The sequence below is a fragment of the Demequina activiva genome (assembly GCF_016862815.1).
Classification (GTDB): Bacteria; Actinomycetota; Actinomycetes; order Actinomycetales; family Demequinaceae; genus Demequina; species Demequina activiva.
Window position 1 is genome coordinate 506,662 of record NZ_BONR01000001.1, and the last position, 24,283, is coordinate 530,944.

Below are 24,283 nucleotides of genomic sequence, written 5' to 3' on the forward strand. Positions count from 1 at the left end.
TGCGATGGGCGGCGACTCGCTCAGTGCAGGTCGAGCGCGAGATCGATGATGGGGCTCGAGTGCGTGAGGGCACCCACGGACATGAAGTCCACGCCCGTGGCGGCCACCTCGCGAGCGTTGTCGAGCGTGAGCCCGCCGGTGGCCTCGAGCTGGACGCGACCCACCTGCGGCTCGAGCGCGCGGATGGTCTGCACCACGGCGCGCATCTCCTCGAGCCCCATGTTGTCGAGCATCAGGAAGCGCGCGCCCGCGTCGATGGCCTCGAGGGCCTGCGCCTCGCGCTCGACCTCCACCTGCACGGGCACGCTGGGGAACCTCTGAGCGATCGCCTCGATGGCGGCCGTGACGGAGCCGGCGGCGAGGATGTGGTTGTCCTTGACCATCGCGCAGTCGTGCAGCCCGAACCTCTTGTTCACTCCCCCGCCGGCCCGCACCGCGTACTTCTCGAGCTCGCGCAGGCCCGGCGTGGTCTTGCGGGTGTCGAGCACGCGCGCGCCCGTGCCCTCGAGCGCGTCCGCCCAGCGCCGGGTGTGCGTGGCGACGCCCGATGCGCGGGAGACGAAGTTGAGGATGGTGCGCTCGGCGATGAGCACCACGTGGCCGGGACCGGAGAGGTCCGCGACGTGCGCTCCCGCGGCGAGGCGATCGCCGTCGCTCGCTCGCAGCTCGATCACGGGCATGGGCAGGCTCAGGCGCTCGGCGACCTGGCCCAGCGCCTCGCCGATGACGGGGATGCCCGCGATCACGCCGTCCTCGCGCATGACGATCTCGCCGGTGACGGTGGCCGATGCGGGGATGGTCGCCTGCGTGGTGACGTCGCGGCCGGGCTCGCCGCCGAGGTCCTCGTCGAGCGCCTCGCCGATGGCTGACGCGAGCCACGAGGCTCGGAGCGGACGGTCCTGCGGAAGGTCTTCTGGCATGCTCACGACGCACCAGCGTAGTGGGAAGCCCCCAAGGGCCCGCCACGCCGAACGGCCCAGCCATGGCCAATGTCACAGCCGTCGCGTAGGTTCATCCCATGGACCAGAGCAGGCAGCAGGAGGCGGACAGCGCCGCGCTGTGGGGTCCTGACGCCAAGCCGCAGCGCGCCGTCGACGACGAGCGCCGCGTCGCGGACTGCGTCCAGGAGCTGTATCCGAGCTGCCCCGACGGGGTGATCCGGGCCGCGATCCTGTGGCCCGCCGTGCGCCACGGCGCGGTCCGAGTCGGGGATCTCACCCGCGGCGGTCCTGGCGAGCGCATGGTCCAGACCCTGGAGGCGCTGGAGCGCGCACCGCAGGAGTCGGAGGAGTCCTACTACGGTCGCGTGCGCTCCAACCCCTGGGCACTCATGGTGGCGCACGCGGACATCGTCGTGGCGGGCGATCCCGCACGGCTGCGCACCCTTGAGCCCCACGAGCGCGAGGACGAGATCGCGCGCATCGACCGGGCGCGTCGCGAGCTCGGCCTCGACGACTGAGTGCCCAGCGCTCCGCACCGACGGCCTCCCCGCGACACCGCCTGGCCCGGCCGCGCATCGGCCGGGCGGCGACCCCTAGCTGAGCTCGATCGGTGCGCGCAGCAGCCCGAGCTCGCCGTCGCCGTCGAGAGCGGCCGCCAGGCGCACGCGCCAGCGCTCATCGTCCCGCTCCGGGAAGTCCTCGCGCAGGTGCCCGCCGCGCGTCTCCTGGCGCTCGAGCGCGGCCGCGGTGAGGACCGATGCAGTGGTGAGCACGTTGCTGGTCTCCCATTCGGCCGTCTGCGGCATCGCAGGCGCGGGGACGTCCTGGTGGAAGCGCGCTCGCAGGCTTCCCAGCCGGTCCACCGCTCGCACCAGGCCGGACTCCGTGCGCACGGGACCGGCGCCGCGGTGCGCCACGGATTGGATCTGCGGGCGGGCCGTGGCCGGCACCAGCGCGGTGGGGCCGGGACGCGAGACCGGCTCGAGCTGTCGCACCGTGCCGTCCGCGATGGTGGTGGCCGCGTCGGCGGCGGCGCGGCTCGCGAACACCAGGCCCTCGAGCAGCGAGTTGGACGCCAGCCGGTTCGCGCCATGAACGCCTGTGCAGGCCGCCTCGCCCACCGCGTAGAGGCCCTGGACGGTGGAGCGTCCGCGCAGATCGGTGAGGATGCCGCCCGAGTGGTAATGCTGTGCGGGCGCGACGGGGATCAGGTCGCGCGCCATGTCGAGCCCGCGCTCGGCGAGGCGCTCCCCGATCGTCGGGAAGCGCTCGCGCAGGAAGGCCGTGCCCAGGTGACGGCAGTCGAGGAACACGTTGTCCGAGTCCTCCTCCTCCATCATCGCGACGATTCCCTTGCTCACCACGTCGCGGGGCGCGAGCTCGGCCATCTCGTGCCGGGCCACCATGAAGCGCTCGCCGGCAGCGTTGAGGAGGTAGGCGCCTTCGCCGCGGACCGCCTCGGAGATGAGCGGCTGCTGGCCGCGAGCCGCCGAGCCCTGCCACAGCACGGTGGGATGGAACTGCACGAACTCGAGGTCCGCGATGGCCGCTCCCGCGCGAAGCGCCGCCGCGAGGCCGTCGCCGGTGGCGGAGGACGGGTTGGTCGAGGAGCGGAACACCTGGCCGATCCCGCCGGTGGCGATGATCACGGACTTCGCGAGAGCGGCGCCCACCCCGTCGCGCGAACCCTCGCCGATGATGTGGAGCGTGACACCGCACACGGGCCCCGGGCCGCCGTCCGCGTTCGGAGCGGCCGTCAGCAGGTCCACCACCATGGCGTTCTCGATGACCTCGATCCCGGGATCGTCGCGGATCGCGGCGAGCTGGGCCACCAGAGCACGGGAGATCTCCGCGCCCGTCGCGTCGCCGCCGGCGTGGGCGATGCGGTCGCGGTGATGGCCGCCCTCGCGCGTGAGCGTGATGTCACCGTCGGGTCCGGTGTCGAAGTTGGCGCCGCGTGCCACGAGCTCGTGAACGCGGTCGGGGCCCTCGGTGACGAGCGCGCGCACCGCCTGCTCCGAGCACAGCCCGGCACCGGCCACGAGAGTGTCCTGGAGGTGCTCCTCGGGCGTGTCCTCGGGATGGAGGGCGGCCGCGATGCCGCCCTGAGCCCACACGGTGCTGCCACTGCTGAGCTGGCCCTTGGTCACCACGAGCACGCGGTCCACCTTGGAGCGCAGTTCAAGGGCGGCGGTGAGGCCGGCGATGCCGGAGCCCACCACGATGACGTCGGCATGGATGGTCCAGCCGGGCGCGGGCGCTGCCAGAGAGCGCGCGAAACGGGTCATGGCCTCAACCTACCTGCGCTGTCGAGCCTCGCTTCCACCTGAGCCCGCTCGAACCCCCCGACAGTTCGAACCACTCCCGACGCGACGCGCTGAGCCGTGCGGGCGCATCGGCCGCGCGCACCGGCGTGTCGAGCCCGCGGTGGTTCGAGCTGTCGCGGCGCCCAGGGCAGCGGCCTCAACTCTTGAAGGCGTCCCAGCCGCGCTCGTGGAACTCGTGCACGGGCACGCCGGAGCGCTCGAGGCCGTAGCCGTCCGGCACGGAGCCGGGGTCGTCGCACTCCTGGAGGATGCGGTTGTCGCCGTCCACGAACACCACCTTGGGCTCGAACGTGCGCGCCTCGTCATCCGCGAGCATCCCGTACGCGATCACGATCACGAGGTCGCCGGGGTTGACCAGGTGCGCGGCGGCGCCGTTGATGCAGATCTGGCCGCTGCCGGGCTCGCCGGGGATCGCGTAGGTGGTGAGCCGCGCCCCGTTGGTGACGTCCACGATGTCCACCTGCTGGCCGGGCAGGATGTCCGCGTGCTCCATGAGGTGCGCGTCGATGGTGATCGAGCCCACGTAGTGCAGGTCCGCCTGGGTCACGGTGGCCCGGTGGATCTTCGCGATCATCATGGGTCGCTGCAGGCTGCTCATGGTCTATTCACCGATCCTCACGGTCACGTTGTCGATCAGCCGGGTCGCGCCCACGCGGGCGGCGACGGCTATCACCGCGTCTCCACGGTAGTCGTCCGGGACGGGCTGCGAGGACGAGGGGTCGAGCGCCGCCAGGTAGTCCACCGACAGCACGGCCGATGCGCGAGTCGCCGAGTCCAGGACGGCCCGCCCACTGTCGACAACAGCAGCGGCCGAGGCGCCATTCCGTGCCGCGTCGCGCGCGGCGAACAGGGCACGGGACAAGGCGAGAGAGGTCTCCCGCTCGCTCGCACTGAGGTGCACGTTGCGCGAGCTGAGCGCGAGCCCGTCCGCGTCGCGCACGGTGGGCACCGCCTCGATCTCCACCGGCACCGCGAGGTCGTGCACCATGCGACGGATGGCGATCACCTGCTGCGCGTCCTTGGCGCCGAACAGCGCGACGTCGGGCCGGGTGAGGTGCAGCAGCTTGAGCACGACCGTGAGCACGCCGTCGAAGTGGCCGGGCCGGTGCTCGCCCTCGAAGACCTCGCCGATGTCGCCCGCGCTGACGGTGACGATGGGGTCCCCGCCCGGATACATCTCCTCGACGGACGGCGCGAAGACCACGTCCGCGCCCTCGGCCTCGAGGAGCGCGCTGTCCGCGTCGAGCGTGCGCGGGTAGCGCTCGAGATCGGCGGCATCGGTGAACTGGAGGGGGTTGACGAAGATGGTCACGACCACCTGGTCCGCGAGCTCGCGCGCGCGGCGGACCAGCGACAGGTGGCCCTCGTGGAGGGCGCCCATGGTCATGACGACGGCGCGGCGCTGGCCCGCAGCCGGGGCGTGCGCCGCGAGCTCCGCGGCCGTCGAGGCGAGGATCACGGATCCACCCCCAGGGTCGCGATGATGTCCGCGTATGCTGCCGGGCCGATGCGCCCGCCGGACAGCGCCAGGTCCGCCGTGGCACGCGCCATCGCCCGGTACGCGTGCAGCGTCTCCGGCTGGTCCTGGAGCGAGGCCAGGTGCGCGGCGATGGTGCCGGCGTCGCCACGCACTACGGGACCCGTCAGGGTCGCCACCGCTCCCGGAGCATCCGCCAGCGCGCCGTCGACCGAGGCATGCACCAAGGGGCGCAGCAGCCGCCCGGGCTCCTCGACGCCGATGCGCGAGAGCGCCGCGGCCGCCTGCGTCACCGCGGTCACCACGTGGTTCGCGCCGTGCACCAGCGCGGCGTGATACGCCGGCCGGTCCGCATCCTCCAGCACGATGGGCTCGCCGCCCATCTCGACGGCGAGGGCCTGCGCGATGGGCAGCACGCCGGCCGGCGCGGAGACCGCGAACGTCGCATCCGTGAGCCGGTCCAGATCGATCGACGTGCCGGAGAACGTCATCGCCGGGTGGATCGCCAGCGGGAGCGCCCCGGCTGCCGCGGCGTCCGCGAGCGCCTCGGTCCCGTACCGCCCGGAGGCGTGCACGGCGATCTGCCCGGGACGCCACGCGCCCAGCGAGGCAAGCCCGGCGGCGACGGCGTGGATCGAGTCATCCGGCACCGTGAGCAGGATCAGGTCCGCGGAGCGCACCACCTCCTCGGGCTCGACGTGGCGAGCGTCCGGCAGCAGCGCCTCGATGCGGGTGCGCGAGGCCTCGGAGATCCCTGAGGCCGCGACCACGTCGTGTCCAGCGCGCGCGAGCGCGGCCCCGAGCACCGCACCCACGCGCCCGGCGCCGACGACGCCAACGCTCAGACGGCCGGGCCTAGTCACGAATGCCCACCGCGCTCATCCACTGTTCGGGGGTCTGTCGCGCGCGGCCCTCCTTGGCGCGCTGAGCCTGCGATTCGAGGAGCGCCAGCGCGTCCTCGAGGTCCAGGTGAGCCGCCACAGGCTTGACGGGCCCGTTGGTCGAGTGCACCGTGAAGTTCGCCACGCCACGGCGTCGCTGCAGCGGGCCCTGCGTGAGGCCCAGCGACTGCGTGCGCTCGTGCGGCACCACGAAGACCTCACGGTCCAGCCGGCCGCGCCGGATCATCAGCGCCCGGTCCGTCGCGCGCACGCCGCGGTGCCGCCACTGGAAGGGGTCGAACAGTCGAGCGCGCTTGCTGGCGGGCGTGAAGCCGCCCTCCGCGCCGGTGCCCGACATCGCGAGCGAGACCGTCCCGGCAGGGTCGGGATCGCCCAGGTCGGGGAGCACCAGCCACAGGGCGGTCAAGGCCTCCTGGCGAGTGCCCACGGGCAGCAGCGTCGACACCGCGGCCTGATCGTCCTGATAGCCCGCGACGTTGATGGTGACCCGCCACCAGTCCTGGTGGCGCCACAGCAGGCTCTGCTCGAGCCGCGCCGCCTGGACACGGCCGGGAGGGACCGTCTGGCGGCGCGTCTCGGTGAGGCCGTGGCGCAGCCGGATGCCGTCCTCGGCGAGGCCGGCCGCGAAGCCGAAGCCCCCGCTGAGCCGCGCCCAGAAGAAGCCGAGCAGACCCAGGAGGGCGGGCAGCATCGTGAACAGGCTCGCCCCGAACACCGTCGCGAAGACACGGCCCAGGTCGATGCTCGACACCAGCACGGCGACACCGAAGGCGACCGCGACCGAGACGATCCACACGAACGGGCCGGACAGCACGATGGACAGGAGCAGCCTTCCCAGCGGCACCTTGTACACCAGGCGCTCCTCGGCGGCCGGGGTCTCCGGAACGCCGGCGGGCATCGCCGTCACATCGCGCAGCGATCCGCTCCCGGAGTGCGGGGCGGAACCGGCCGCCGGTTCCGCGGCCACCGCGCCGTCGGCGCCTGTGCCGGCACCCGCATCGGCCGGTGCCTCGCCGCCGGTGGCGAGAGCCTGAGCGACCGCGTCCACCGACGCATCGGCCCCCGTCTCCTTCGCCCTCTTCACTCCGGCGGCGATCGTCAGGAGCTCGTTGCGCATCGCCTCCGCGTCGCCCAGGCGCATGTACTCGAGCGCGATGCCGGAGTTCTCGCCGCCGGCGACCTCGATCCTCAGCGAGGCGAACCCGAAGATCCGAGCCAGCAGCGGCTGCACCACGTCCACGGCCTGGAGGCGGTCCAGCCGCGCCTGCCGCTGCTGCTTGAACAGCACGCCCTTGCGGTGGTGGATGGCCTCGTCGCCCAGCCGGTACTCGTTGAAGCGCCACTGCAGGTAGCCCAGCCCGATGGTGAGCGCGAGGATCACGACCACGCCGATGGCGAACCACAGGATGGACTGCGTCACGAGGTGCGCGAGCTCCTGGATGTCCTCGTCGGGTCCCGTCCATGACGGCGCGACGTTGTACAGCGCGATCGAGATCGCGACACCGATGACGGCCCACCCTCCCAGCAGCGGGGAGATCGGGTGCAGGCGCGTCCACTCGCGCGGCGCCCGGTAGACGACCATCGGACCGCGGGCGGGCAGGCTCGGGATGGGGTCGTTCACAGCCCCGCCAGCTGCGCCTCGCCACGGGAGGACAGGCGGTCACGCAGCCGTGCCGCCTCCGCCTCCGGAACGCCGGCGATGTTCGCGTCCGTGCCCGGGGAGGCCGTGTGGAGCTGGACGCGGGCGATGCCCAGGGCGCGCGCGAGCGGACCAGCCTCGACCTCGACGTACTGCATGCGGCCGTACGGGACCACCGTGACCGAGCGCCACATGCGGCCCTTCTTCACCACCAGGTCGTCCTCACGCTCGCTCCACGCGTGCGCAGTGACCTGACGGACGATGATCCAGGTGAGCCACAGGCCCACGAGCATCAGCACGGCCGGGGCGATCCACACCCACGCGCTGGTGAGCGCGCCCAGCACCACGAGGCCCGCCATGATCAGCACCAGGGTGATCCACAGCGGGATCAGCCGGGCGGGGATGAGCTTGCGCGAGACGTACTGCCACGAGGCTTCGTCAGGTTCGAACCAGGTCATGGCTCCAGTGTGCCAGGCAGCGCGACGCGTGGCTGGCCGCTCGCCTCTCACCACACGGGTGTGACCGATGGGGCTGGTGAGACTGCTGCGCCTGCTCCCGCGCCCCACGAGTCACCGTGGCCACAGCCGTGTGGTGAGCGGCCGGGTCCAGGCTGCCGGCGCGAGCTCAAGCCGGCTCGGCGGCGGAGCCCTCCGGCGCATCGTCCGCACCACCGCCGTGGCGGCACCAGCGCTCCGCGACGATGCCGGCGATGGTCATGATGAGAGCCGCACCGGCCGCGACGAGGGCGCTGATGATCACGTCGCGTCGCGGACCGTGACCCCAGTCATCGACAAGCCCCAGGCCGTAGCCCAGGCTGGCGCCCATGATGATGACGCCCACGTACGCGGTCGCCTGCGCCAGCACGGCGATGCGGGCCGCGCGCAGGCCGTCCAGGCTGGGCCGGTTGCCGTGCAGGTACTGGCGCACCTGCCATCCGAATCCCAGGGTCGCCGCGCCCGCCGCCACGCACATCACATCGAAGCTCCACGGCACCATCAGGGGCGTCGCGCCGCCACGCACCATCAGCCCGGTGAGCAGCCAGGCGAGCACGGCGGACGCCAGACCTACCGTCGTCAGCGGGCGCCAGGTCAGATGCTGCACCGTGGCGTCCTACGAGTTGCCGTCGGCGCTGCCCTCCGCGGGCGGCGGGCTCTGACGCGCCACGCCGAACGACTGGCGCGTGGGCACCGTCCCCGTGGTGGGCGGCTGCGGAGCGCTGGGGGCCTGCGGCGCCGACGGCTCGGCAGGTGCGGACTCCTCGCTCACCGGCGCCCACTGGCCCGCCGGCACCGACGGTGCGTCGTAGGGCGACACGGGCTGATCGTCGCCCACGATCGCGGAGTCGAACGACGGCACGCTCGGCTCGGGGGCCGATGCGGGAGCCGGCGTGAACGTCGCCGGCGGCTGGTAGCTGGGAGCGCTGGGCGCCGGCGCGGGCGCCGAGGGCGCCGATGCGGACGGCTGGAAGGTGGGAACGCTCGGCTGGGCCGGGGGCGCACTGGGCTGCTGGGGCGCCTCGGGCGCGGAGGGCTGGGCGCTGGGCGCGGAGTACGGCGTCACGGGCGCGTCCTGCACGGACTGCGGCTGCGGAGCGGACTGCGCCGAGGCGTCCTCGACGGGCGCGCTGAACGCGGCGGGGGCATCGGCCGGCGGCTCGGCCTGCGCGTCGGCCGGCGCATCGGCCGGTGCCTCGTCTGCCGGGGCGACCCGAGGCGTCTCCGCGGTCTGGGGCGACGCCTCCGGTGCCGGCACGCGGGGCCACTCGGCGCTCACGAGGGTCACGCCGTCGAACTGCGCCTGGCGCGCCAGGTCAGCGACGGATCCGTGCGGCTCGAGCACGGCATCGCGCTCCATGGCCACCCACGGCAGCACCACGAACCCGCGCTGGTGGGCGCGCGGGTGCGGCAGCGTGAGGTCCTCGGTCTCGCCGACGACGCCGTCCACCGTGACGATGTCGAGGTCGAGGGTGCGCGCGGCTCCTGCGACGGTGCGGTCGCGACCGTGCACCATCTCGATGCCGTGGAGCGCTGCCAGCAGCTCCCGCGGCGCCAGCGACGTCTCGATGCGGGCCACGGCGTTGAGGTAGTCGGGCTGCTGCGCGCCGCCCTCGGGCGTGGAGCGCACGAGCGGCGAGACGTTCACGACGGTCACGCCGTTGACACGGTGCAGCTCGGACAGCGCCTCGCGGAACGTGGGCTCGACCTCGCCCAGGTTGCCGCCCATCGCGATGATCGCGCCCACCGGCTGCGCGGGGCGCTCGTCCATGATGTCGCGCGGGGCGTGGCTGCCCTCAGGCGAGTTGGGGTCGTCGGAGAAGCCCGCAGACGAGCCGATGCGCTTCGCGGCCCAGAGCCCGCCGTCGCGCAGGTCGCGACGAATCGTGACGGTGACGTCCTTGAACTCGACGTGCAGCGGCGCCTGGGGCTTGTGCACCGTGACGTCCACGCACTGGATGCCCTCGAAGTCGAGCAGCTCGCGGGCGATGTGGTCCGCGACCGCCTCGATGAGCTTGAAGGGGCTGCCGGCGAGCACCTCTGCGGCCTTGTCCGCCAGGTCCGAGTAGTTCACCGTCTTGGACAGGTCGTCGCCGCCGCCTGCCGCACGCGTGTTGACGTGGGCCACCACGTCCGCGAGGAACAGCTGGCCGTCCTCCCGCTCGTTCGCATTGACACCGTGGTACCCGCTGACGCGGATCCCCTCGACCGCGATCTGGTCGAGCTCGATGCCGTCTTTGACATAGGGACGCGCAGTGATGGTCATAGCCTCATAGTTCCGGGTCGAGGGCGTTCTGCCAAGCGGACACGACCTGGACGGCGTCCCTGGCCGCGCGAGCATCGTGGACGCGCACCGCCCAGACGTCGCGGTCCGCACACAGGGCGGTGATCGCCGTCGTGGCATGCTCGCGAGCCGCGGGGTCCGCCGCATCCACGCCGTCACGCGCGATCGCTGCCCCGAGGAACCGCTTGCGCGAGGCTCCCACCAGGACGCGGTGGTCGCCGGCCCAGTCGCGCATGCGCGCCAGCAGCGGCCAGTTGGAGTCCGTCACCTTGGAGAAGCCCAGCCCCGGATCCAGGACGATGCGCTCGGGCCTGACGCCGGCGCTCACCAGGGCGTCCACGCGGGCGGCGAGCTCGTCGCGGACCTCGGCGACCACATCGCGGTAGGCATCCGTCGCATCCATCTGGGGGCTGTGGGCGCGCCAGTGCATCGCGACGTACTCGCACTCCAGCTCCCCGACGATGCGGGCCATGTCAGGGTCAGCCAGCCCACCCGAGACGTCGTTGACGAGCCGCGCGCCCGCGTCCACGGCCGCCCGGGCCGTGCGGGCCCGCATCGTGTCGATGCTGACCGTCAACCCCTCGGCCGCGAGGGCCTCGACCACCGGCAGCACGCGCTCGACCTCCTCGCCGGGCTCGACGCGCTCAGCGCCGGGGCGCGTGGACTCGCCGCCCACGTCGATGATGTCCGCGCCCTGCCGGGCGAGCTCGAGGCCCTGGGCGATCGCGGCATCGGCCGTCAGGAACCTCCCGCCGTCGCTGAAGCTGTCCGGGGTGACGTTGAGGATGCCCATGACGAGCGTCATGGCTACTTCCCCAGGATGAGGCTCATGGCCTCCGCGCGGGTGGCGCCGTCGCGCATCACTCCCCGCACCGCGCTGGTGACCGTGCGCGAGCCGGGCTTGCGCACTCCGCGCATCGACATGCACAGGTGCTCGGCCTCGACCACCACGATCACGCCGCGGGCGCCCAGGTGCTCGACGAGCGCGTCCGCGACCTGCGTAGTGAGGCGCTCCTGCACCTGCGGGCGGCGAGCGTAGACCTCGACCAAGCGAGCCAACTTGCTCAGTCCGGTGATGCGGCCGTCCTCGCCCGGGATGTAGGCCACGTGCGCGACGCCATGGAACGGGACCAGGTGGTGCTCGCACATCGAGTACAGCTCGATGTCCTTGACCAGGATCATCTCCTCGTGCCCCAGCTCGAAGACCGCGCTCAGCACATCCTCGGGGCTCTGGGCCAGGCCGGAGAAGAACTCCTCGTAGGCACGGGCGACACGGGCCGGGGTGTCCTTCAGCCCGTCACGGTCGGGGTCCTCTCCCATGGCGAGCAGCAGCTCGCGCACCGCAGCCTGGGCTCGGCGCTGATCGATGCCGGCCGATGCGCCGGCCGCCGGCCGCGCGGGCTCGGCATCCACGGGGCCCGGGACGTGCCCCTGCGTGGTGTCCTCGCTCATGCGACCCACGCTACTCGGCGTCGGACCTGGTGCCAGGATCGCTGGAGCCGTCCGCCTGCTCAGCGCGCGCATCGGCCGTGCCCGTCCCGCCCGTGCCCACGTCCGTGGGCTCCGTGGGGAGGGTGTCCGAGGGCTCCTCCTTGGGAGGCGGCGGCGCAGTCACGGGCTTCTTGCGAGGGGCGGACTTGGGCGCCCAGTCGCCGCTCACCCAGTGCTTGCGGCGCGGCGCCTTCTTCACCTTGGCGAAGATCTCCGCGAGCTCGGTCTCGTTGAGGGTCTCCTTCTCGAGCAGCTGCTCGGCGAGGGAGTCCAGCAGCGCGCGGTTGGACTGCAGCGCCTTGGCCGCCTCCTCCATCGCGCTGTCCATGAGGGCGCGGACCTCACGGTCCACCGTCGCCGCGAGGTCCTCGGAGTAGTCGCGGCCGTGGCCCATGTCGCGGCCCAGGAACACCTCGCCCGAGCTGCCGGCGAGGCGCACCGAGCCCACGTCCGCGGACATGCCGAACTCCGTGACCATCTGCTTGGCGATCTCGGTGGCCTGCGAGATGTCGTTGCTCGCGCCCGTGGACGGGTCGCCGAACACGATCTCCTCCGCCATGCGCCCACCCATGGCGTACGCCAGGTTGTCGAGCAGCTGGTTGCGGGTCTTGGAGTAGCGGTCCTCCTGCGGCATCACCATCGTGTAGCCCAGGGCGCGACCGCGCGGCAGGATCGTCACCTTCGTGACGGGGTCCGTGTGGTTCATCGCCGCGGCCACCAGTGCGTGTCCGCCCTCGTGATACGCGGTCACCGAGCGGTCATGCTCGTTCATGATGCGGGTGCGCTTCTGCGGGCCGGCGATCACGCGGTCGATGGCCTCGTCGAGCTCGTGGGGTCCGATCAGCTGCTGGTCGCGACGAGCCGTGAGCAGTGCGGCCTCGTTGAGGACGTTCGCCAGGTCCGCGCCCGTGAAGCCGGGCGTGCGGCGTGCCATCGCGTCCAGGTCCACCTCGGGCGAGATGGGCTTGCCCTTCGCGTGCACCTCGAGCACCTTCTGCCGGCCCTTGAGGTCGGGGGCCTCGACGCCCACCTGGCGGTCGAAGCGGCCCGGGCGCAGCAGCGCGGGGTCGAGGATGTCGGGACGGTTGGTCGCCGCGATCATGATCACGTTGGTGTTGATGTCGAAGCCGTCCATCTCGACCAGCATCTGGTTGAGGGTCTGCTCGCGCTCGTCATGCCCGCCACCCATGCCGGCGCCGCGGTGACGTCCCACCGCATCGATCTCGTCCACGAAGATGATCGCCGGGGCGTTCTTCTTGGCCTGATCGAACAGGTCGCGCACGCGGCTCGCGCCCACGCCCACGAACATCTCGACGAAGTCGGAGCCGGAGATGTGGAAGAACGGCACGCCAGCCTCACCAGCGACGGCGCGTGCCAGCAGGGTCTTTCCCGTCCCAGGAGGGCCGTAGAGCAGCACACCCTTGGGGATCTTGGCGCCCACCGCCTGGAACTTGGCGGGGTTCTCGAGGAACTCCTCGATCTCCTTGAGCTCCTCGACCGCCTCCTCCACACCGGCCACGTCGTCGAACTTCACGGTGGGGGTGTCAGGAGTGACCAGCGAGGCCTTGGACTTGCCGAAGCTCATGAGGCGCCCGCCGCCGCCCTGCATGCTCGACATCAGGAACCAGAACAGGCCCACGAGCAGCAGGATGGGCAGGAAGGTGAACAGCAGCGTGCTCCACACGGAGCCTCGGTTCACATCCGAGTCGTAGCCCTGGGGCAGGTCCGCGGCGACGATCGCGTCCACGATCTGCTCGCCCTGCGGCGCGACGTAGAGGAACTCGACCTTGCCCGGGTACTCGGCCCAGTCCTCGGGCGCGTCCTCGGGCAGGTCGGCGGCCCAGTCCTCGGTCAGGCCGAGCTCGACTCGCTGGTCGATGTCGACGATCTTCGCGCTGTCGACCAGCCCCGTGTCGAGGATCTCCAAGCCCGTGGACGTGTCGATCCGCTCGACGCGCGGCGAGAACAGGCTGGGCACGAGCCACCCGATCAGCACCGCTGCCAGGACGAGGAGGATCAGGAAGCGGAAGTTGAGGACCTTCTTCATGGTGGTCTAGAGCCTACGCGAGTGCGGGTGCGCGCCGGAATGGTTTCGCTGACGGCGTGGGTCCGTCCCGCCCGGCGAGACAGTTTGAACCAATTCTTCCCCGACACCCCGACTACCGGAGGCTTCGCCAACCCGACACGCGCGCTGCCTGATCCAGTTTGGTTCGAACTGTCGGGGTCAGGCGCCCCATCCGCATCAACGTCGCGACGACGTCGGCGACGATCTCGCCCGGTCGTTCAAGCGCGTCGTGGAACATGTAGCGCAGTGGCGAGAAGCCCTGGGTGATGGCCGCGCGGTCGCGCCTCCCATCGCGAGCACGCGCCTTCTCGCCCGCGTGGTGCGCCTCGGAGTCGATCTCGACCACCACGGCGCCTTCGACGAGGAAGTCGACGCGACCAACGGCGGGAAGCTCGCACTGCGGCTCCACGCTGAGCCCAGCCTCGATGAGCTCGATTCGCGCACACGTCTCCGAGAGCGACTCGCTGCGCGCATCGGCCATCTGGTCCAGCCAACGCCGACGAGCAGACGAACCCTGCGAGAACGCTTCCAGCTGCTCGCGAGACAGCAGGCCCCGCCGCATTGCCGCATCCACGACGGCGAGCTGCTCGCGGGGAGGGATACACAGACAGGCCAGGTCCACATGGTCGGCAGCCGACCGTGGCGAGTCTCGTACACGGTGGACGAGCACCTCATCCACCGGCCGAGCGCGCGGGAGCCCCATGCCGCGGCTCTGCGGCACCGAGAGGTGCGTGGCTCCAGGCGTCGGGTAGACCGGAAGGTCGGCCCGCGCGCACCAGCTGACACAGGTCAGTTGCGCCCGGAAGACGTGAGCCAGCACCTCATCGCGTGGCACTCGCGGCAGAGCAAAGACGCCCCGGTGCGGCCGCGTGATCTGACCGTTGCCGCAGGCCTCGAGAAGAGTGGAGCGAGCGACCCCGGCACGTTGCAGCTCCGTCCACCGCGCGACGCCACGATGGAGTCGAAGCGCCGTAATGGGGTCCACATGGCGACCCTGGATCGCCGCAGCGATGGCGGCACCTGGATCGCGTCCGAACTGTGGAGAGGTGCGCTCTGTCCAGCGCGTGTGGAGAGTGAGTGGCCCGGCTCGCCGACAGAGTGAACCTCGAAGGCACCGACACACCGCTGAGGTCGCCCCCGGAGGTTCCGACACGCAGTGCACGCCGCCCGGATTGGTTCGAACTGTCGGCAGCTGGGGCCTCAGCAGGTCCCGGGTGCCGGGGGCCGCTCGACCCGGAGGCCCCTACTCGCCGTAGACGCTGGGCTTGAGGATCGCCACGAAGGGCAGCGTCCGGTAGGACTCTGCGTAGTCGAGGCCGTAGCCCACCACGAACTCGTTGGGGATGTCGAACCCGAGGTAGCGCACCGGCACCTCGACCTGCACGGCGTCCGGCTTGCGCAGCAGCGCGGCCACCTCGACGGAGGCGGCGCCGCGCGAGCGCAGGTTGCCCAGCAGCCAGTGGAGCGTGATGCCGGTGTCGATGATGTCCTCGACGATCAGCACGTGCCGGCCGGAGAGGTCCGCGTCGAGGTCCTTGAGGATGCGCACCACGCCGCTGGACTTGGTGCCGGAGCCGTAGGACGACACCGCCATCCAGTCCATCTGCACGGTGGGCGGCATGCGGCGCGCGAGGTCCGCCATCACCATCACGGCGCCCTTGAGCACTCCCACGAGCAGCAGGTCCTTGCCCTCGTAGTCCGCACGGATCTGCTCGGACAGCGCGTCCAGCTTCCGGGCGATGTCGTTCTCGCTGACGATCACCTTGGTGAAGTCGTCCATGTCGAACTGGGGATCCACGCGCTGCTCCTAGGGGGACGGTTTCTTGTGGGGATCGATGATGACCAGCCTTCCATACTCCCTGCGGGCCTCGAAGCCCCCTGGCAGGGACACTGCGCCCTGGCCGCGGAAGTCGGTGATGAGCTGGTCGATCGCCGTCACGTGGGCCGCTGTCAGAGGCCCGGCGCCCTTGTTCTCCGCGAGCATCTTGATCATGCGCGAGCGGATGGCATCCGGAAGCGCGGCCAGCATGTCGCAGCGCCACTCCTCGCCGCGCACCGCGGAGGCGGAGGTGCTCATCGCGGAGCGCGCCTGGCGCTCCAGCTCGTCCGCATCGGCCTGCAGGAGTGCGGCGGAGCGCGCGAGCCCGGACACGACGCCGGGGCCCAGGACGTCCACGAGCGCGGGCATCACCTTGGTGCGCAGCTGTGAGCGCTTGGGGCCGTCGGGGTGAAGGTTGGTGGGGTCGTGCCACGGGTTCAGTCCGAGAGCCTGGCAAGCCGCCACGGTGTCCTTGCGCCGCAGAGACAGCAGGGGACGGACGATGCGCCCGCGCCTGGCGGGGATGCCGGACAGGGCGCGAGCACCGGAGCCGCGCGCGAGCGCCAGAAGCACCGTCTCCGCCTGATCGTCCATGGTGTGGCCGGTGAGGAGGTGCGGGTTGAGCCCGCCCTCCGCGTCGATGCGGTTGTTGAGGGCCATGTATCGGGCGTTGCGCGCGGCCGCCTCGAGGCCGCCCTCGCGTCCCACGACCACCTTCTCGATGAAGACGGTGTGGATGCCTGCGCGGCGCACCTCGGCGGCGGCGCGCTCGGCCACCACCCCGGAGTCCGCCTGCAGGCCGTGGTCGACGATGATCGCACCGGTGAGGTAGCCCTCCTTGCGACCGACGTACCCGGTGGCGGCCGCCAGCGCCAACGAGTCCGGCCCGCCGGAGCATGCGACCCAGACGCGGGTGCCGATGTCGCAGCCGTCGAGCGCCTCCCGGACGGCGTTGCGAACCGCGGCGACGGAGGGGTGCGGGCCCGTCACGTGGTCACCGCGATCCCCGCGATGCAGCTGCGGCCGCGCCCGAGCACTCGGCTAACCCTCACAGCCACATCCTGCCAAAGCCAGCACGAGCTCGTCCATCGCGGCGCGAGGTCGCTCCTGTCCGTAGGGCATGCCATCCGCGAGAACGGCGAACGCGAGCAGCCGTCCATCGGCCGTCTGCACCGTTCCGGCGAGCGCGGTGACTCCGGTGAGCGAGCCGGTCTTCGCCCTCAGCGCGCCCGCCGCGTCGGTGTCCGCGTAGCGGCTCGCCACGGTGCCCTCGAGCCCGCCCACGGGAAGCCAGTCCAGCAGATCCTCGGTGGGCTCTGCGGCCAGGCCCGCGACGATCGCTCCGGTGAGGTGCGCGGGCGCGATGCGGTTGTCCTCGGAGAACCCGGCACCGTCGTTGAGCACCAGTCCGTCCACCGGCGCCCCGATGGACGCCAGTCCCGCGATGGTCGCCGCGGCGGCGCCTGTGGGAGTGGTGGCGCGGCCCGTCTCGAGGGCGTGCACGCGTCCCACGATCTCCGCGATGGTGTTGTCCGAGTCACGCAGCAGCAGGTACGCGACCTCGGACAGCGGCGCGCCCTGGACAGCGGCCACCTCGACGGCCGATGCCGGGGAGACGCCGCGCTCGGGTTCGCCCACGCTGAGGCCCGCCTCCGAGAGCCGGGACGCGAGCACGTCGCCCGCCGCCAGGGAGGGGTCGTCGAAGCGCTGGGCGTAGTGCTCGTCCGTCATGCGTGCGATGTTCACCGCCAGGCCGGAGGCGGGCGCCACGTATCCCAGGTCGAGCGCGTACTGCGGCCAGTCCGGGTTGACGGCCGGCCCCGCGAAGGCCGAGTCGTCCACGCGCAGCTCGACCTCGCCGGAGACGCCATCGCCCAGCGTCTCCACGACGTCGCGCGCGAGGTCGCCCATCCCGGCCCAGCCGTTGGCGTCCTCGCCCGCCCCGCCGTGTCCGGCATCGGCCGCCAGCAGCATGTCGCCACCGGCGACGAGGGTGAGGACTCGCCCGCTGGGATCCCAGGTGACGGCGGTGGTCATGCGGTGATCGGGGCCCAGGTCCGCGACGGCACCCACGGCGGTCAGCACCTTCGTGGTCGACGCGGGCACCTGGACCTCAGCGGCGTCGACGTCCGCGTAGACCTCACCCGTCAGGGCGTCCACCACGGACACGTTGGTGGACTCGCCGGTGCGCTCGTCCGCGCGAACCTCCGCCGCGAGCGACTGCACCACGGACGCGGACGGCACGGGCGCATCGGCCGTCACCAGGGATACAGCCGATGCGGGGGCGGGGGACGGCTCGACGGGCACCGCGGTGAGGAACGGAGCAGGGGCGACGGGTACGGGTGCGGCGGTGATCCAGCCGGGCACGATGTCCTGGGCGTCCGCCCACGCGTAGCCTCCTGCGCCCACGATCACCACTGCGGGGACAAGAATTCCCGCCAGCACCTTGCCGCGCACGCGCCACCTCCGGACTTAGGCCACACTAGTACCCAGCAACCGTTCACCGACACAAGGACTGTCATGGAATTCGACGTGACCATCGAGATCCCCAAGGGCTCGCGCAACAAGTACGAGGTGGATCACGAGACCGGCCGCATCAAGCTGGACCGCATGCTGTTCACGTCGACCCGCTACCCGGACGACTACGGCTTCATCGACGGCACGCTGGGCGAGGACGGCGACCCGCTGGACGCGCTGGTGCTGCTGGAGGAGCCCACGTTCCCCGGCTGCCAGATCCGCTGCCGCGCGCTGGGCATGTTCCGCATGCGCGACGAGGCCGGCGGCGACGACAAGGTGCTGTGCGTGCCCATGGGCGACCAGCGTCAGGCGTGGCGCCAGGAGCTGACGGACATCTCCGACTTCCACCGTCTCGAGGTGCAGCACTTCTTCGAGGTCTACAAGGACCTCGAGCCCGGCAAGTCCGTCGAGGGTGCCCACTGGGAGGGGCGCGAGCGGGCCGAGGAGGAGATCCGCCGTTCGTTCGAGCGGGCCAAGGGCACGCCGTTCGAGCACATGAACCCGCTGATCCCGCCGCCGGGTCACTAGGTCGCACACGTACGCGAGAGGCCCGGACGCTGGAGAGCGTCCGGGCCTTTCGTCTGCCCACGGCCAGCCCGGCCGATGCGCGGGCCGGGTCTCGTCAGAAGTCGAGGCGGTCGTACTTGTAGAGGAACACGGCCATCTGGCCGCGGGTCACGTCGTCACCAGGCCCGAACTTGCCCGACCCATACCCGGATGTGATCCCCGTGTCCGCCAGCCACTCCACATGCTTGAAGAACGTGTGGGACGTGGGCACATCAGGGAAGGACGCCTTCGACGGAGCCTTGAAGCTGGGCGAGTCAGCCAGCTTGTACAAGAACGCCGCCATCTGACCACGCGTCACCTCGGACGACGGCGCGAACTTCGAACCATCACCCACACCAGACGTGATGCCCTCATCCGCCAACCACGTGATGTGCTTGTAGAACACGTTCGACGTCGACACATCCGCAAACGGCGACACCTTGGGCGGCGTATACGCCGGCGACCCCGCCAGCTTGTACAGGAACGCCGCCATCTGACCACGCGTCACCGGATCCGTCGGCCCAAACGACCCGTTCGAATAGCCCGACGTGATCCCCGACTCCGACAACCACGACACGTGCTTGTAGAACGAGTTCGACTTCGGCACATCCGGGAACGACGAACCATACGTCGGCTCCGGCTCAGGCTTGGGGTCCACCGCCTTGACCGCCAGCAGCGCGTCGATGCCCGTCACATTCTCATCGGTCACCGACACCACGCTGGCTCCCGCCAGCGTGGACGCGTCGTCATAGAACTCGTCGATCAACGCACCATCGCTGCCGGTGTAGTCGAACTTCACCTTGTAGTCGCCAGCGGCCACTCCACCGATGCTCCACGAGCCAGCACCCGACACGCTCGTGGACGCCACCACCGACGCACCCGAGTACAGCTTGACCTGCACCGAACCCAGCAACGCCGAGCTCGCACCCGACGGCAACGACACCGACCCCGACACCGCAAACGTCGGATCAGGATCCGAGCCGTCCGCGAGCGGCAGCACCGCGTCGATGCCGGTGCGGGCGCCACCCGCGGTCAGCGTCACCACCGTGGCAGATGCGAGGTCCTCGCCGCCGTAGAACACCGTAGGTGCACCGATCTCGCCGTCGATGTAGGCGCTCTCGGCGGCGTCAGGACGGAAGCCCACCTTGTAGTCCCCCGCCACGAGACCGACCGCCGTGAACGCGCCCGCCTCGTCCGTCACCGTGGAAGCGAGCGGGTCGACGTCGCCTCCACACTCGGAGCACGCCACCTGCACCCACTCGCCGAGCGCGCGCTCGGTGTAGATGAGGACGTCCGCGTAGCCGTCGCCAACCACCTCGGCCAGGTCCTCGTACACGACCGTTCCGGAGATCGTGCCAACGGGCTGCACCGCCAGCGTCACCGACACAGTGTCGTCGGCGACGAGCGCGATCTCGGTGCCCGTACCGGGGAGGTTGCTGCCGCCCAGGTACTGCGAAGCCAGCCACGAGCCCTCATCGTCCATCGCGCTGACCACAACCGCTTTGTCCGTGGGCAGGCCCTCAAAGGTGAGCGGCAGATCGATCGTGGTGTCGATGCACTGCGAGTCGAGCCATTCGCCCGTGCTCGCTGTCTCCACCTGCAGGCACATCGTGCCTCCATAAGGAGCGTCGCCAGGGTACGAGAGGTCGACCTCGAGCGAACCGGTCTGGAAGCTCGACAGCTCGGCGTCGATGCCGCTGATGTCGGAGGCTCCGACCACCACGGCATCGGCATCCTCACGGCTGAACGCGTCGTCGTAGTACTCCGAACGCAGGTTGGAGTTGATGTACTCGTCGGTCTCGCTGTCCCAGTACCCGTCTGCCTGGAAGGCGACGATGTATGAACCCGACCCCAGGCCCGCGATGCTGTAGGCCCCTGTCTCGGGGTTGACGGAGGCTCCCTCAGAGGCTCCCGTCTCCATGTCCTCCACGTACACCCACACGCCCGCCAGCGCCGCCGGATCACCCTCAGAGTCGACGGAGACGGTGCCGGAGATCGTGCGCCCCTCGGCGAGCGAGATGTCGATGCCCGACGCGGCGCCGTCGACGGTCACCGGTGTGGCGTCCTCCCAGGTGTACGCGTTGTCGTAGAACTCGCTGACCACGTTGGTGCGGGTCTCGGTCTCCGTCTCCCAGTTCCAGCCGCCGGAGAAGTACACGGTGTAGTCCGAGTGCGGCAGCCCGCTCACCGTGTACGTTCCCGTGTCCGGGTCGACCCGGGAGTCGGCGTAGAAGGTGCCCTGCAGGGTCTCGACGGCCACGTCGATGCCCTGCGCGATGAGCGTGGGGTCAGCGCCCGCGTCGAGAGTGACGGTTCCGGAGATGGAGCCGCCCTCCTCGAGCTCGGCGTCGATCCCCGTCGCGGCCTCGTCCCGCACATCCACCCACGTGGCGTCGTCACGGCCGGTGACGTCGTCGAAGTACTCAGGCGAGATGTTGGTGGTGGAGTAGGTGTCGCTCTCCTCGTCCCACGTCTCCATCCCGACGAACTGAACAACGTACTGGTCCGGGAGAAGCCCGGCGATGGTGAAGTCGCCGGTCTCCGGGTCCACCTCGGCATAGCCCGAGTCCCAGATGGCGCTGTCCCAGTCGGCGCTCTCAGCCTGGGCGATCACACCCTGCTCGAGCAGCGACGGGTCCGCACCCTCCGCGAGAGTCACCGTGCCGGAGATGCTGGTGCCAAGGTCGAGGTGGGCATCGATGCCCGTGACGTCCGTGCCGTCGACGGTCAGCACCGCTGCCTCGTCCCACGAGTACGTGTTGTCGTAGTACTCGCCCAGCAGGCCGGGGTTGATGTAGTCCTCGGTGTCCTCGTCCCAGTAGTCGTTGGGCTCGAAGTACACGTTGTAGTCGCCGTCGGGCAGGCCGGCGACCTCGTACGTGCCATCTGCACGCACGTAGGTGCTGCCCCAGAAGTAGTCCTCGCCCAGGCCCTCGACGGAGACGGCGATCTCACGCAGTGCGGCGTCAGGAACCGACTCGGGGATGGTCACGGCGCCGGTGATGCTGTTGCCCAGCTCGAGAGAGGCGTCGAGGCCCGTGATGTGCGAGCCGCTGACCGTGATGATCTGGGCGTCGTCGTAGGAGAGCGCGTTGTCGTAGTACTCGCTCAAAATGCCGCTCGACTCCCAGTTCACATCCCCGACCATGAAGAGAAGGCGGTAGTCGCCGTCAGGCACGCCGCGCACTGACCAGGTTCCGTCAGCCGCGGGATAGGCGTCGAGGTACACATCGTTGCCGTCGCCCTCCAGAAACACGTTGACGTACTCCATCCACCATGCGGCCACGCCGTCGGGAAGAGTGAGCTGCCCAGACAGCGTGCTGCCCATCGAAAGCTCGGCGTCGATGCCAGTCGCGGACTCGGCGGAGACGTCGACATCCGTTGCCTGGTCGAAGATCGACGCATCGTCATAGTGCTCGCGCATCGCAGCGACCGCCACCTCCGGCGCCGGGCTGGACCCGAAGGTGAGGCGGTAGTTGCCCGGCTCAAGACCGGTGATCTCGTAGTGGCCGGTCTCAGCATCCACATACACAGGCTCGCCGGCTTGATCCCAGCCAAGGTCGTCGCCGTAGTAGAAGCTTGCGGACACAGATACCTGCTGCTCCGCCAGCGAAGTCTCGGCTCCTGTCTCGAGCGAGACGGTGCCACTGATGGAGCGGCCGTAGTCGAGAGTGACGTTGATCTGGTCCGCAGCGCCCGCGGTCAGGTCCACCAGCGTGGCGTCGTCGAGGTCGTAGGCGTCCAGGTAGTACTCCGAGAGAAGGTTGGGGACCACCTGCTCGTCTTCATCGTTCCAGTACCACCCGGCGCTCACCTGAACCGCAAGTTCTTGCGCTGGAAGGCCTACCGCAGCGTAGGCCCCGGTCTCAGAGTCGACATCCGCGTACGTGACGTAGTTTCCAGACGCATCGAGGACCTCTACTCGCACACCTCGCAGCCACTCCAGTGGCGCGCCTTCCGGAAGCGAGACAATGCCGGAGAGCGAACGCCCTTCCTCAAGGACAGCGTCGACGCCGGAGACGTCACCGCCAGCCAGGTTGACGCGATCTGCACTGTCCCAGTCCGTCGCGTCGTCGTAGTACTCGGCGACCACATTGGTGTGAGTCTCTCCAAACCCTGAACCGGAGAAGTACACCGTGTAATTCAACGGGTACATCCCGACCAATTCGTAGGCACCGTCCTCGAGCGAGACGTAGGTCGAACTGATGTGCCATCCCGTCCAGTGATCGAGCTCCGCCGCGATGCGCACTTCGCCAGCGAGCACCTCTGCTGACGCCCCTTCCGCGACACTCACGGTGCCTGAGAGCACCTGTCCCATGTCGAGCTCGAAGTCGACATTGTCGACGGCCGCGCCCGCAACGGTGACGGTGGATGCCTCCGACTCGAACCATGTGCCGTCGTGGTACTCGCTCAGGAGATTGGGCTGCACCAACTCTTCCCAGGCACCATCCCAATACGAATCGACCTGCGCCCGTACAAAGTAGTCGTGATCGGCCGAGCTATCGAACGCATACGATCCGTCGGGCTCGACGGAGACCATGTCGTAGTACGCGCCGTCCACCGACGTGATCTCGACGGCGACTCCAGCGAGCCACTCGGCGGGCGCGCCCGCCGGCAACGTGACGGTGCCGGAGATGCTCCCGGTCTCGACGGCAGCGGCGGCTCCCGCCGTTGCAGTGATCGCGCCCGCGGTCCACGCCGCCATGGTCGCTGTGGCAATGCTGGACTTCCAGGCGCGCGAGAGCACGATCGTCACTATTCCCCCTACGGAATACACCACAATGACGCAGACGTACGGCATTGCTGTTGACGAGAACATACGGGAACCGGACGGTGCTGTCCAGAGTGCAAAACGGACAGTTTTCCAGGGGTGAAAGAAAGCACGAGGTGCCGCCGCGCGCTCCACGCACAGCAACGCACAGCGCGAGTCGCGAAACGAACGTGGGGCGCAGTCCTGCCGTCACCAAATGTTCAGTAAAGAGCCTCCGAAGCGGCCTTTAGAATTCGAGCCGATCCACGGCAACGGCGAGCGCGGACGGCATCACGGGTCGCTCGGGGATCTGCGCGAAGCCCGTGGCGGTCACCTCGATCCGGGTGCGCGACAGATCCGCGTCGGGTCGCAGCAGAATCCGGAACGCGCCCCCCACGGTCGCACCGTCGAGCACGGTCCCGCGATGGGACAGACCCACCTGCGCCTCGTCACCGATGCGCCCGGCAGTGGCGGACCACCCTTCCTCGCCTTCCTGCCACCCCGCCTGCACCGAGCCGTCCTCCGCGAACAGCACGCCGGGCACCGAGAAGGACACGGACAGCTCCGCGAGGGGAGCGACGCCGCGGCCACGGTTCTCGACGGCGAACGCGACCACCAGGGCGTCCGGCTCGCCCAGGAGTCCATGCTGCGCAAAGGTGCGGCCCGGCAGCAGGGCCGCGTGGCCCGTGGGGAGGGTGGACAGCGCGGCCTCAGGTGCGCGATGCACCACACGGAGTGCTTGCTGGCGCCATGCGGCTCCGACGGGCTCGTAGGGCTGGGCGCCTGTGGTCGAGTGCATGGTGCGGTGCTCCTCAGGGACAGCGGAACGGTCGCACTATGGGACCGGTATCAGCCCTGCCAATGACGGCAATCCGCAGATCTGTGATCATCGCCATATCTAAACGAACCGGCGTGTCGCGTGGGGGCAGCGTGGGATTCGCCGGCCCGCCAACACACATCTGTGACGGGAGCGAGACCTGAGACGCACGAGTATTCACACGCGCCGCATCCACCTCACGCGCCACGTCCGT

Annotated in this window: 20 protein-coding genes and 1 pseudogene; 2 read left to right on the forward strand and 19 right to left on the reverse strand. The window is 70.3% G+C overall.

Annotated features, from left to right (window positions below):
• Positions 1-20 precede the first annotated feature (20 nt).
• On the reverse strand, positions 21-920 hold the full coding sequence (gene nadC, locus Dac01nite_RS02410; RefSeq protein ID WP_203653745.1) for a carboxylating nicotinate-nucleotide diphosphorylase: 900 nt from the start codon (positions 918-920) through the stop codon (positions 21-23).
• A gap of 98 nt (positions 921-1,018) precedes the next feature.
• Between nadC and Dac01nite_RS02415 the strand changes: the two genes are divergently transcribed.
• On the forward strand, positions 1,019-1,459 hold the full coding sequence (locus Dac01nite_RS02415; protein ID WP_203653170.1) for a hypothetical protein: 441 nt from the start codon (positions 1,019-1,021) through the stop codon (positions 1,457-1,459).
• A 75-nt stretch (positions 1,460-1,534) separates the two neighbouring features.
• Here the strand turns inward: Dac01nite_RS02415 and Dac01nite_RS02420 are convergent, their stop codons facing one another.
• The 16 genes and pseudogenes from Dac01nite_RS02420 to Dac01nite_RS02490 form a co-directional block, all read right to left on the reverse strand.
• Complete coding sequence (locus Dac01nite_RS02420; protein WP_203653171.1) at positions 1,535-3,229, reverse strand: L-aspartate oxidase; 1,695 nt, start codon at positions 3,227-3,229, stop codon at positions 1,535-1,537.
• Positions 3,230-3,404: 175 nt separating this feature from the next.
• On the reverse strand, positions 3,405-3,866 hold the full coding sequence (gene panD, locus Dac01nite_RS02425) for an aspartate 1-decarboxylase (protein ID WP_239066465.1): 462 nt from the start codon (positions 3,864-3,866) through the stop codon (positions 3,405-3,407).
• A gap of 3 nt (positions 3,867-3,869) precedes the next feature.
• Complete coding sequence (panC, locus tag Dac01nite_RS02430) at positions 3,870-4,727, reverse strand: pantoate--beta-alanine ligase (RefSeq protein WP_373307225.1); 858 nt, start codon at positions 4,725-4,727, stop codon at positions 3,870-3,872.
• Positions 4,724-5,608 (reverse strand): Rossmann-like and DUF2520 domain-containing protein, encoded by an 885-nt coding sequence (locus Dac01nite_RS02435; RefSeq protein WP_203653172.1) that lies wholly within the window; start codon positions 5,606-5,608, stop codon positions 4,724-4,726. The genes panC and Dac01nite_RS02435 overlap by 4 nt, the downstream gene beginning before the upstream one ends.
• Positions 5,601-7,268 (reverse strand): PH domain-containing protein, encoded by a 1,668-nt coding sequence (locus Dac01nite_RS02440; RefSeq protein ID WP_239066466.1) that lies wholly within the window; start codon positions 7,266-7,268, stop codon positions 5,601-5,603. Before Dac01nite_RS02440 ends, Dac01nite_RS02435 begins: the two co-directional genes overlap by 8 nt.
• Positions 7,265-7,744, reverse strand: a complete 480-nt coding sequence (locus tag Dac01nite_RS02445) for a PH domain-containing protein (protein WP_203653173.1) — start codon at positions 7,742-7,744, stop codon at positions 7,265-7,267. The genes Dac01nite_RS02440 and Dac01nite_RS02445 overlap by 4 nt, the downstream gene beginning before the upstream one ends.
• Before the next feature lie 166 nt (positions 7,745-7,910).
• Positions 7,911-8,387 carry a DUF3180 domain-containing protein gene (locus Dac01nite_RS02450; RefSeq protein ID WP_203653174.1) on the reverse strand — a complete coding sequence of 159 codons (477 nt, stop codon included), beginning with the start codon at positions 8,385-8,387 and terminating at the stop codon, positions 7,911-7,913.
• A gap of 9 nt (positions 8,388-8,396) precedes the next feature.
• Complete coding sequence (gene folK / locus Dac01nite_RS02455; RefSeq protein WP_203653175.1) at positions 8,397-10,046, reverse strand: 2-amino-4-hydroxy-6-hydroxymethyldihydropteridine diphosphokinase; 1,650 nt, start codon at positions 10,044-10,046, stop codon at positions 8,397-8,399.
• A gap of 4 nt (positions 10,047-10,050) precedes the next feature.
• Entirely contained in the window at positions 10,051-10,869 is an 819-nt protein-coding gene (folP, locus tag Dac01nite_RS02460) for a dihydropteroate synthase (RefSeq protein WP_203653176.1), read from the reverse strand.
• A 2-nt stretch (positions 10,870-10,871) separates the two neighbouring features.
• Positions 10,872-11,516: a GTP cyclohydrolase I FolE gene (gene folE, locus Dac01nite_RS02465; RefSeq protein ID WP_203653177.1), complete on the reverse strand. Its 645-nt coding sequence runs from the start codon at positions 11,514-11,516 to the stop codon at positions 10,872-10,874.
• A 10-nt stretch (positions 11,517-11,526) separates the two neighbouring features.
• A complete protein-coding gene (gene ftsH, locus Dac01nite_RS02470) occupies positions 11,527-13,602 on the reverse strand; it encodes an ATP-dependent zinc metalloprotease FtsH (protein WP_203653178.1) in 2,076 nt (691 codons plus the stop codon).
• Between the two features lie 112 nt (positions 13,603-13,714).
• A complete protein-coding gene (locus Dac01nite_RS02475) occupies positions 13,715-14,455 on the reverse strand; it encodes a DUF559 domain-containing protein (protein ID WP_239066467.1) in 741 nt (246 codons plus the stop codon).
• Positions 14,456-14,470: 15 nt separating this feature from the next.
• Positions 14,471-14,782 (reverse strand): annotated as a pseudogene (locus Dac01nite_RS12205) (type IV toxin-antitoxin system AbiEi family antitoxin domain-containing protein); the annotation flags it as partial.
• A gap of 81 nt (positions 14,783-14,863) precedes the next feature.
• Positions 14,864-15,400 carry a hypoxanthine phosphoribosyltransferase gene (gene hpt / locus Dac01nite_RS02480; protein ID WP_203653749.1) on the reverse strand — a complete coding sequence of 179 codons (537 nt, stop codon included), beginning with the start codon at positions 15,398-15,400 and terminating at the stop codon, positions 14,864-14,866.
• 27 nt (positions 15,401-15,427) lie between these two features.
• Entirely contained in the window at positions 15,428-16,429 is a 1,002-nt protein-coding gene (gene tilS / locus Dac01nite_RS02485; protein WP_203653180.1) for a tRNA lysidine(34) synthetase TilS, read from the reverse strand.
• Positions 16,430-16,480: 51 nt separating this feature from the next.
• Positions 16,481-17,896, reverse strand: a complete 1,416-nt coding sequence (locus Dac01nite_RS02490; RefSeq protein WP_203653181.1) for a D-alanyl-D-alanine carboxypeptidase/D-alanyl-D-alanine-endopeptidase — start codon at positions 17,894-17,896, stop codon at positions 16,481-16,483.
• A 63-nt stretch (positions 17,897-17,959) separates the two neighbouring features.
• Here Dac01nite_RS02490 and Dac01nite_RS02495 point away from each other — a divergent pair, with 63 nt between their 5' ends.
• The gene (locus Dac01nite_RS02495; protein WP_203653182.1) at positions 17,960-18,484 is read left to right on the forward strand and encodes an inorganic diphosphatase; all 525 of its coding nucleotides are present in this window, start codon (positions 17,960-17,962) and stop codon (positions 18,482-18,484) included.
• Between the two features lie 94 nt (positions 18,485-18,578).
• Here the strand turns inward: Dac01nite_RS02495 and Dac01nite_RS02500 are convergent, their stop codons facing one another.
• Together Dac01nite_RS02500 and Dac01nite_RS02505 are read right to left on the reverse strand one after the other, a co-directional pair.
• The gene (locus Dac01nite_RS02500; protein WP_203653183.1) at positions 18,579-23,258 is read right to left on the reverse strand and encodes an S-layer homology domain-containing protein; all 4,680 of its coding nucleotides are present in this window, start codon (positions 23,256-23,258) and stop codon (positions 18,579-18,581) included.
• A 241-nt stretch (positions 23,259-23,499) separates the two neighbouring features.
• A complete protein-coding gene (locus Dac01nite_RS02505) occupies positions 23,500-24,051 on the reverse strand; it encodes a hypothetical protein (protein ID WP_203653184.1) in 552 nt (183 codons plus the stop codon).
• Between the last annotated feature and the right edge of the window lie 232 nt (positions 24,052-24,283).

Excerpts from the sequence above, each read along its gene's own strand:
- nadC (WP_203653745.1), bottom strand. The coding sequence starts at position 920 with ATGCCAGAAGACCTTCCGCAGGACCGTCCGCTCCGAGCCTCGTGGCTC.
- Dac01nite_RS02415 (WP_203653170.1), top strand. The coding sequence starts at position 1,019 with ATGGACCAGAGCAGGCAGCAGGAGGCGGACAGCGCCGCGCTGTGGGGT.
- Dac01nite_RS02420 (WP_203653171.1), bottom strand. The coding sequence starts at position 3,229 with ATGACCCGTTTCGCGCGCTCTCTGGCAGCGCCCGCGCCCGGCTGGACC.
- panD (WP_239066465.1), bottom strand. The coding sequence starts at position 3,866 with ATGAGCAGCCTGCAGCGACCCATGATGATCGCGAAGATCCACCGGGCC.
- Dac01nite_RS02445 (WP_203653173.1), bottom strand. The coding sequence starts at position 7,744 with ATGACCTGGTTCGAACCTGACGAAGCCTCGTGGCAGTACGTCTCGCGC.
- folK (WP_203653175.1), bottom strand. The coding sequence starts at position 10,046 with ATGACCATCACTGCGCGTCCCTATGTCAAAGACGGCATCGAGCTCGAC.
- folP (WP_203653176.1), bottom strand. The coding sequence starts at position 10,869 with ATGACGCTCGTCATGGGCATCCTCAACGTCACCCCGGACAGCTTCAGC.
- folE (WP_203653177.1), bottom strand. The coding sequence starts at position 11,516 with ATGAGCGAGGACACCACGCAGGGGCACGTCCCGGGCCCCGTGGATGCC.
- ftsH (WP_203653178.1), bottom strand. The coding sequence starts at position 13,602 with ATGAAGAAGGTCCTCAACTTCCGCTTCCTGATCCTCCTCGTCCTGGCA.
- hpt (WP_203653749.1), bottom strand. The coding sequence starts at position 15,400 with ATGGACGACTTCACCAAGGTGATCGTCAGCGAGAACGACATCGCCCGG.
- Dac01nite_RS02495 (WP_203653182.1), top strand. The coding sequence starts at position 17,960 with ATGGAATTCGACGTGACCATCGAGATCCCCAAGGGCTCGCGCAACAAG.
- Dac01nite_RS02505 (WP_203653184.1), bottom strand. The coding sequence starts at position 24,051 with ATGCACTCGACCACAGGCGCCCAGCCCTACGAGCCCGTCGGAGCCGCA.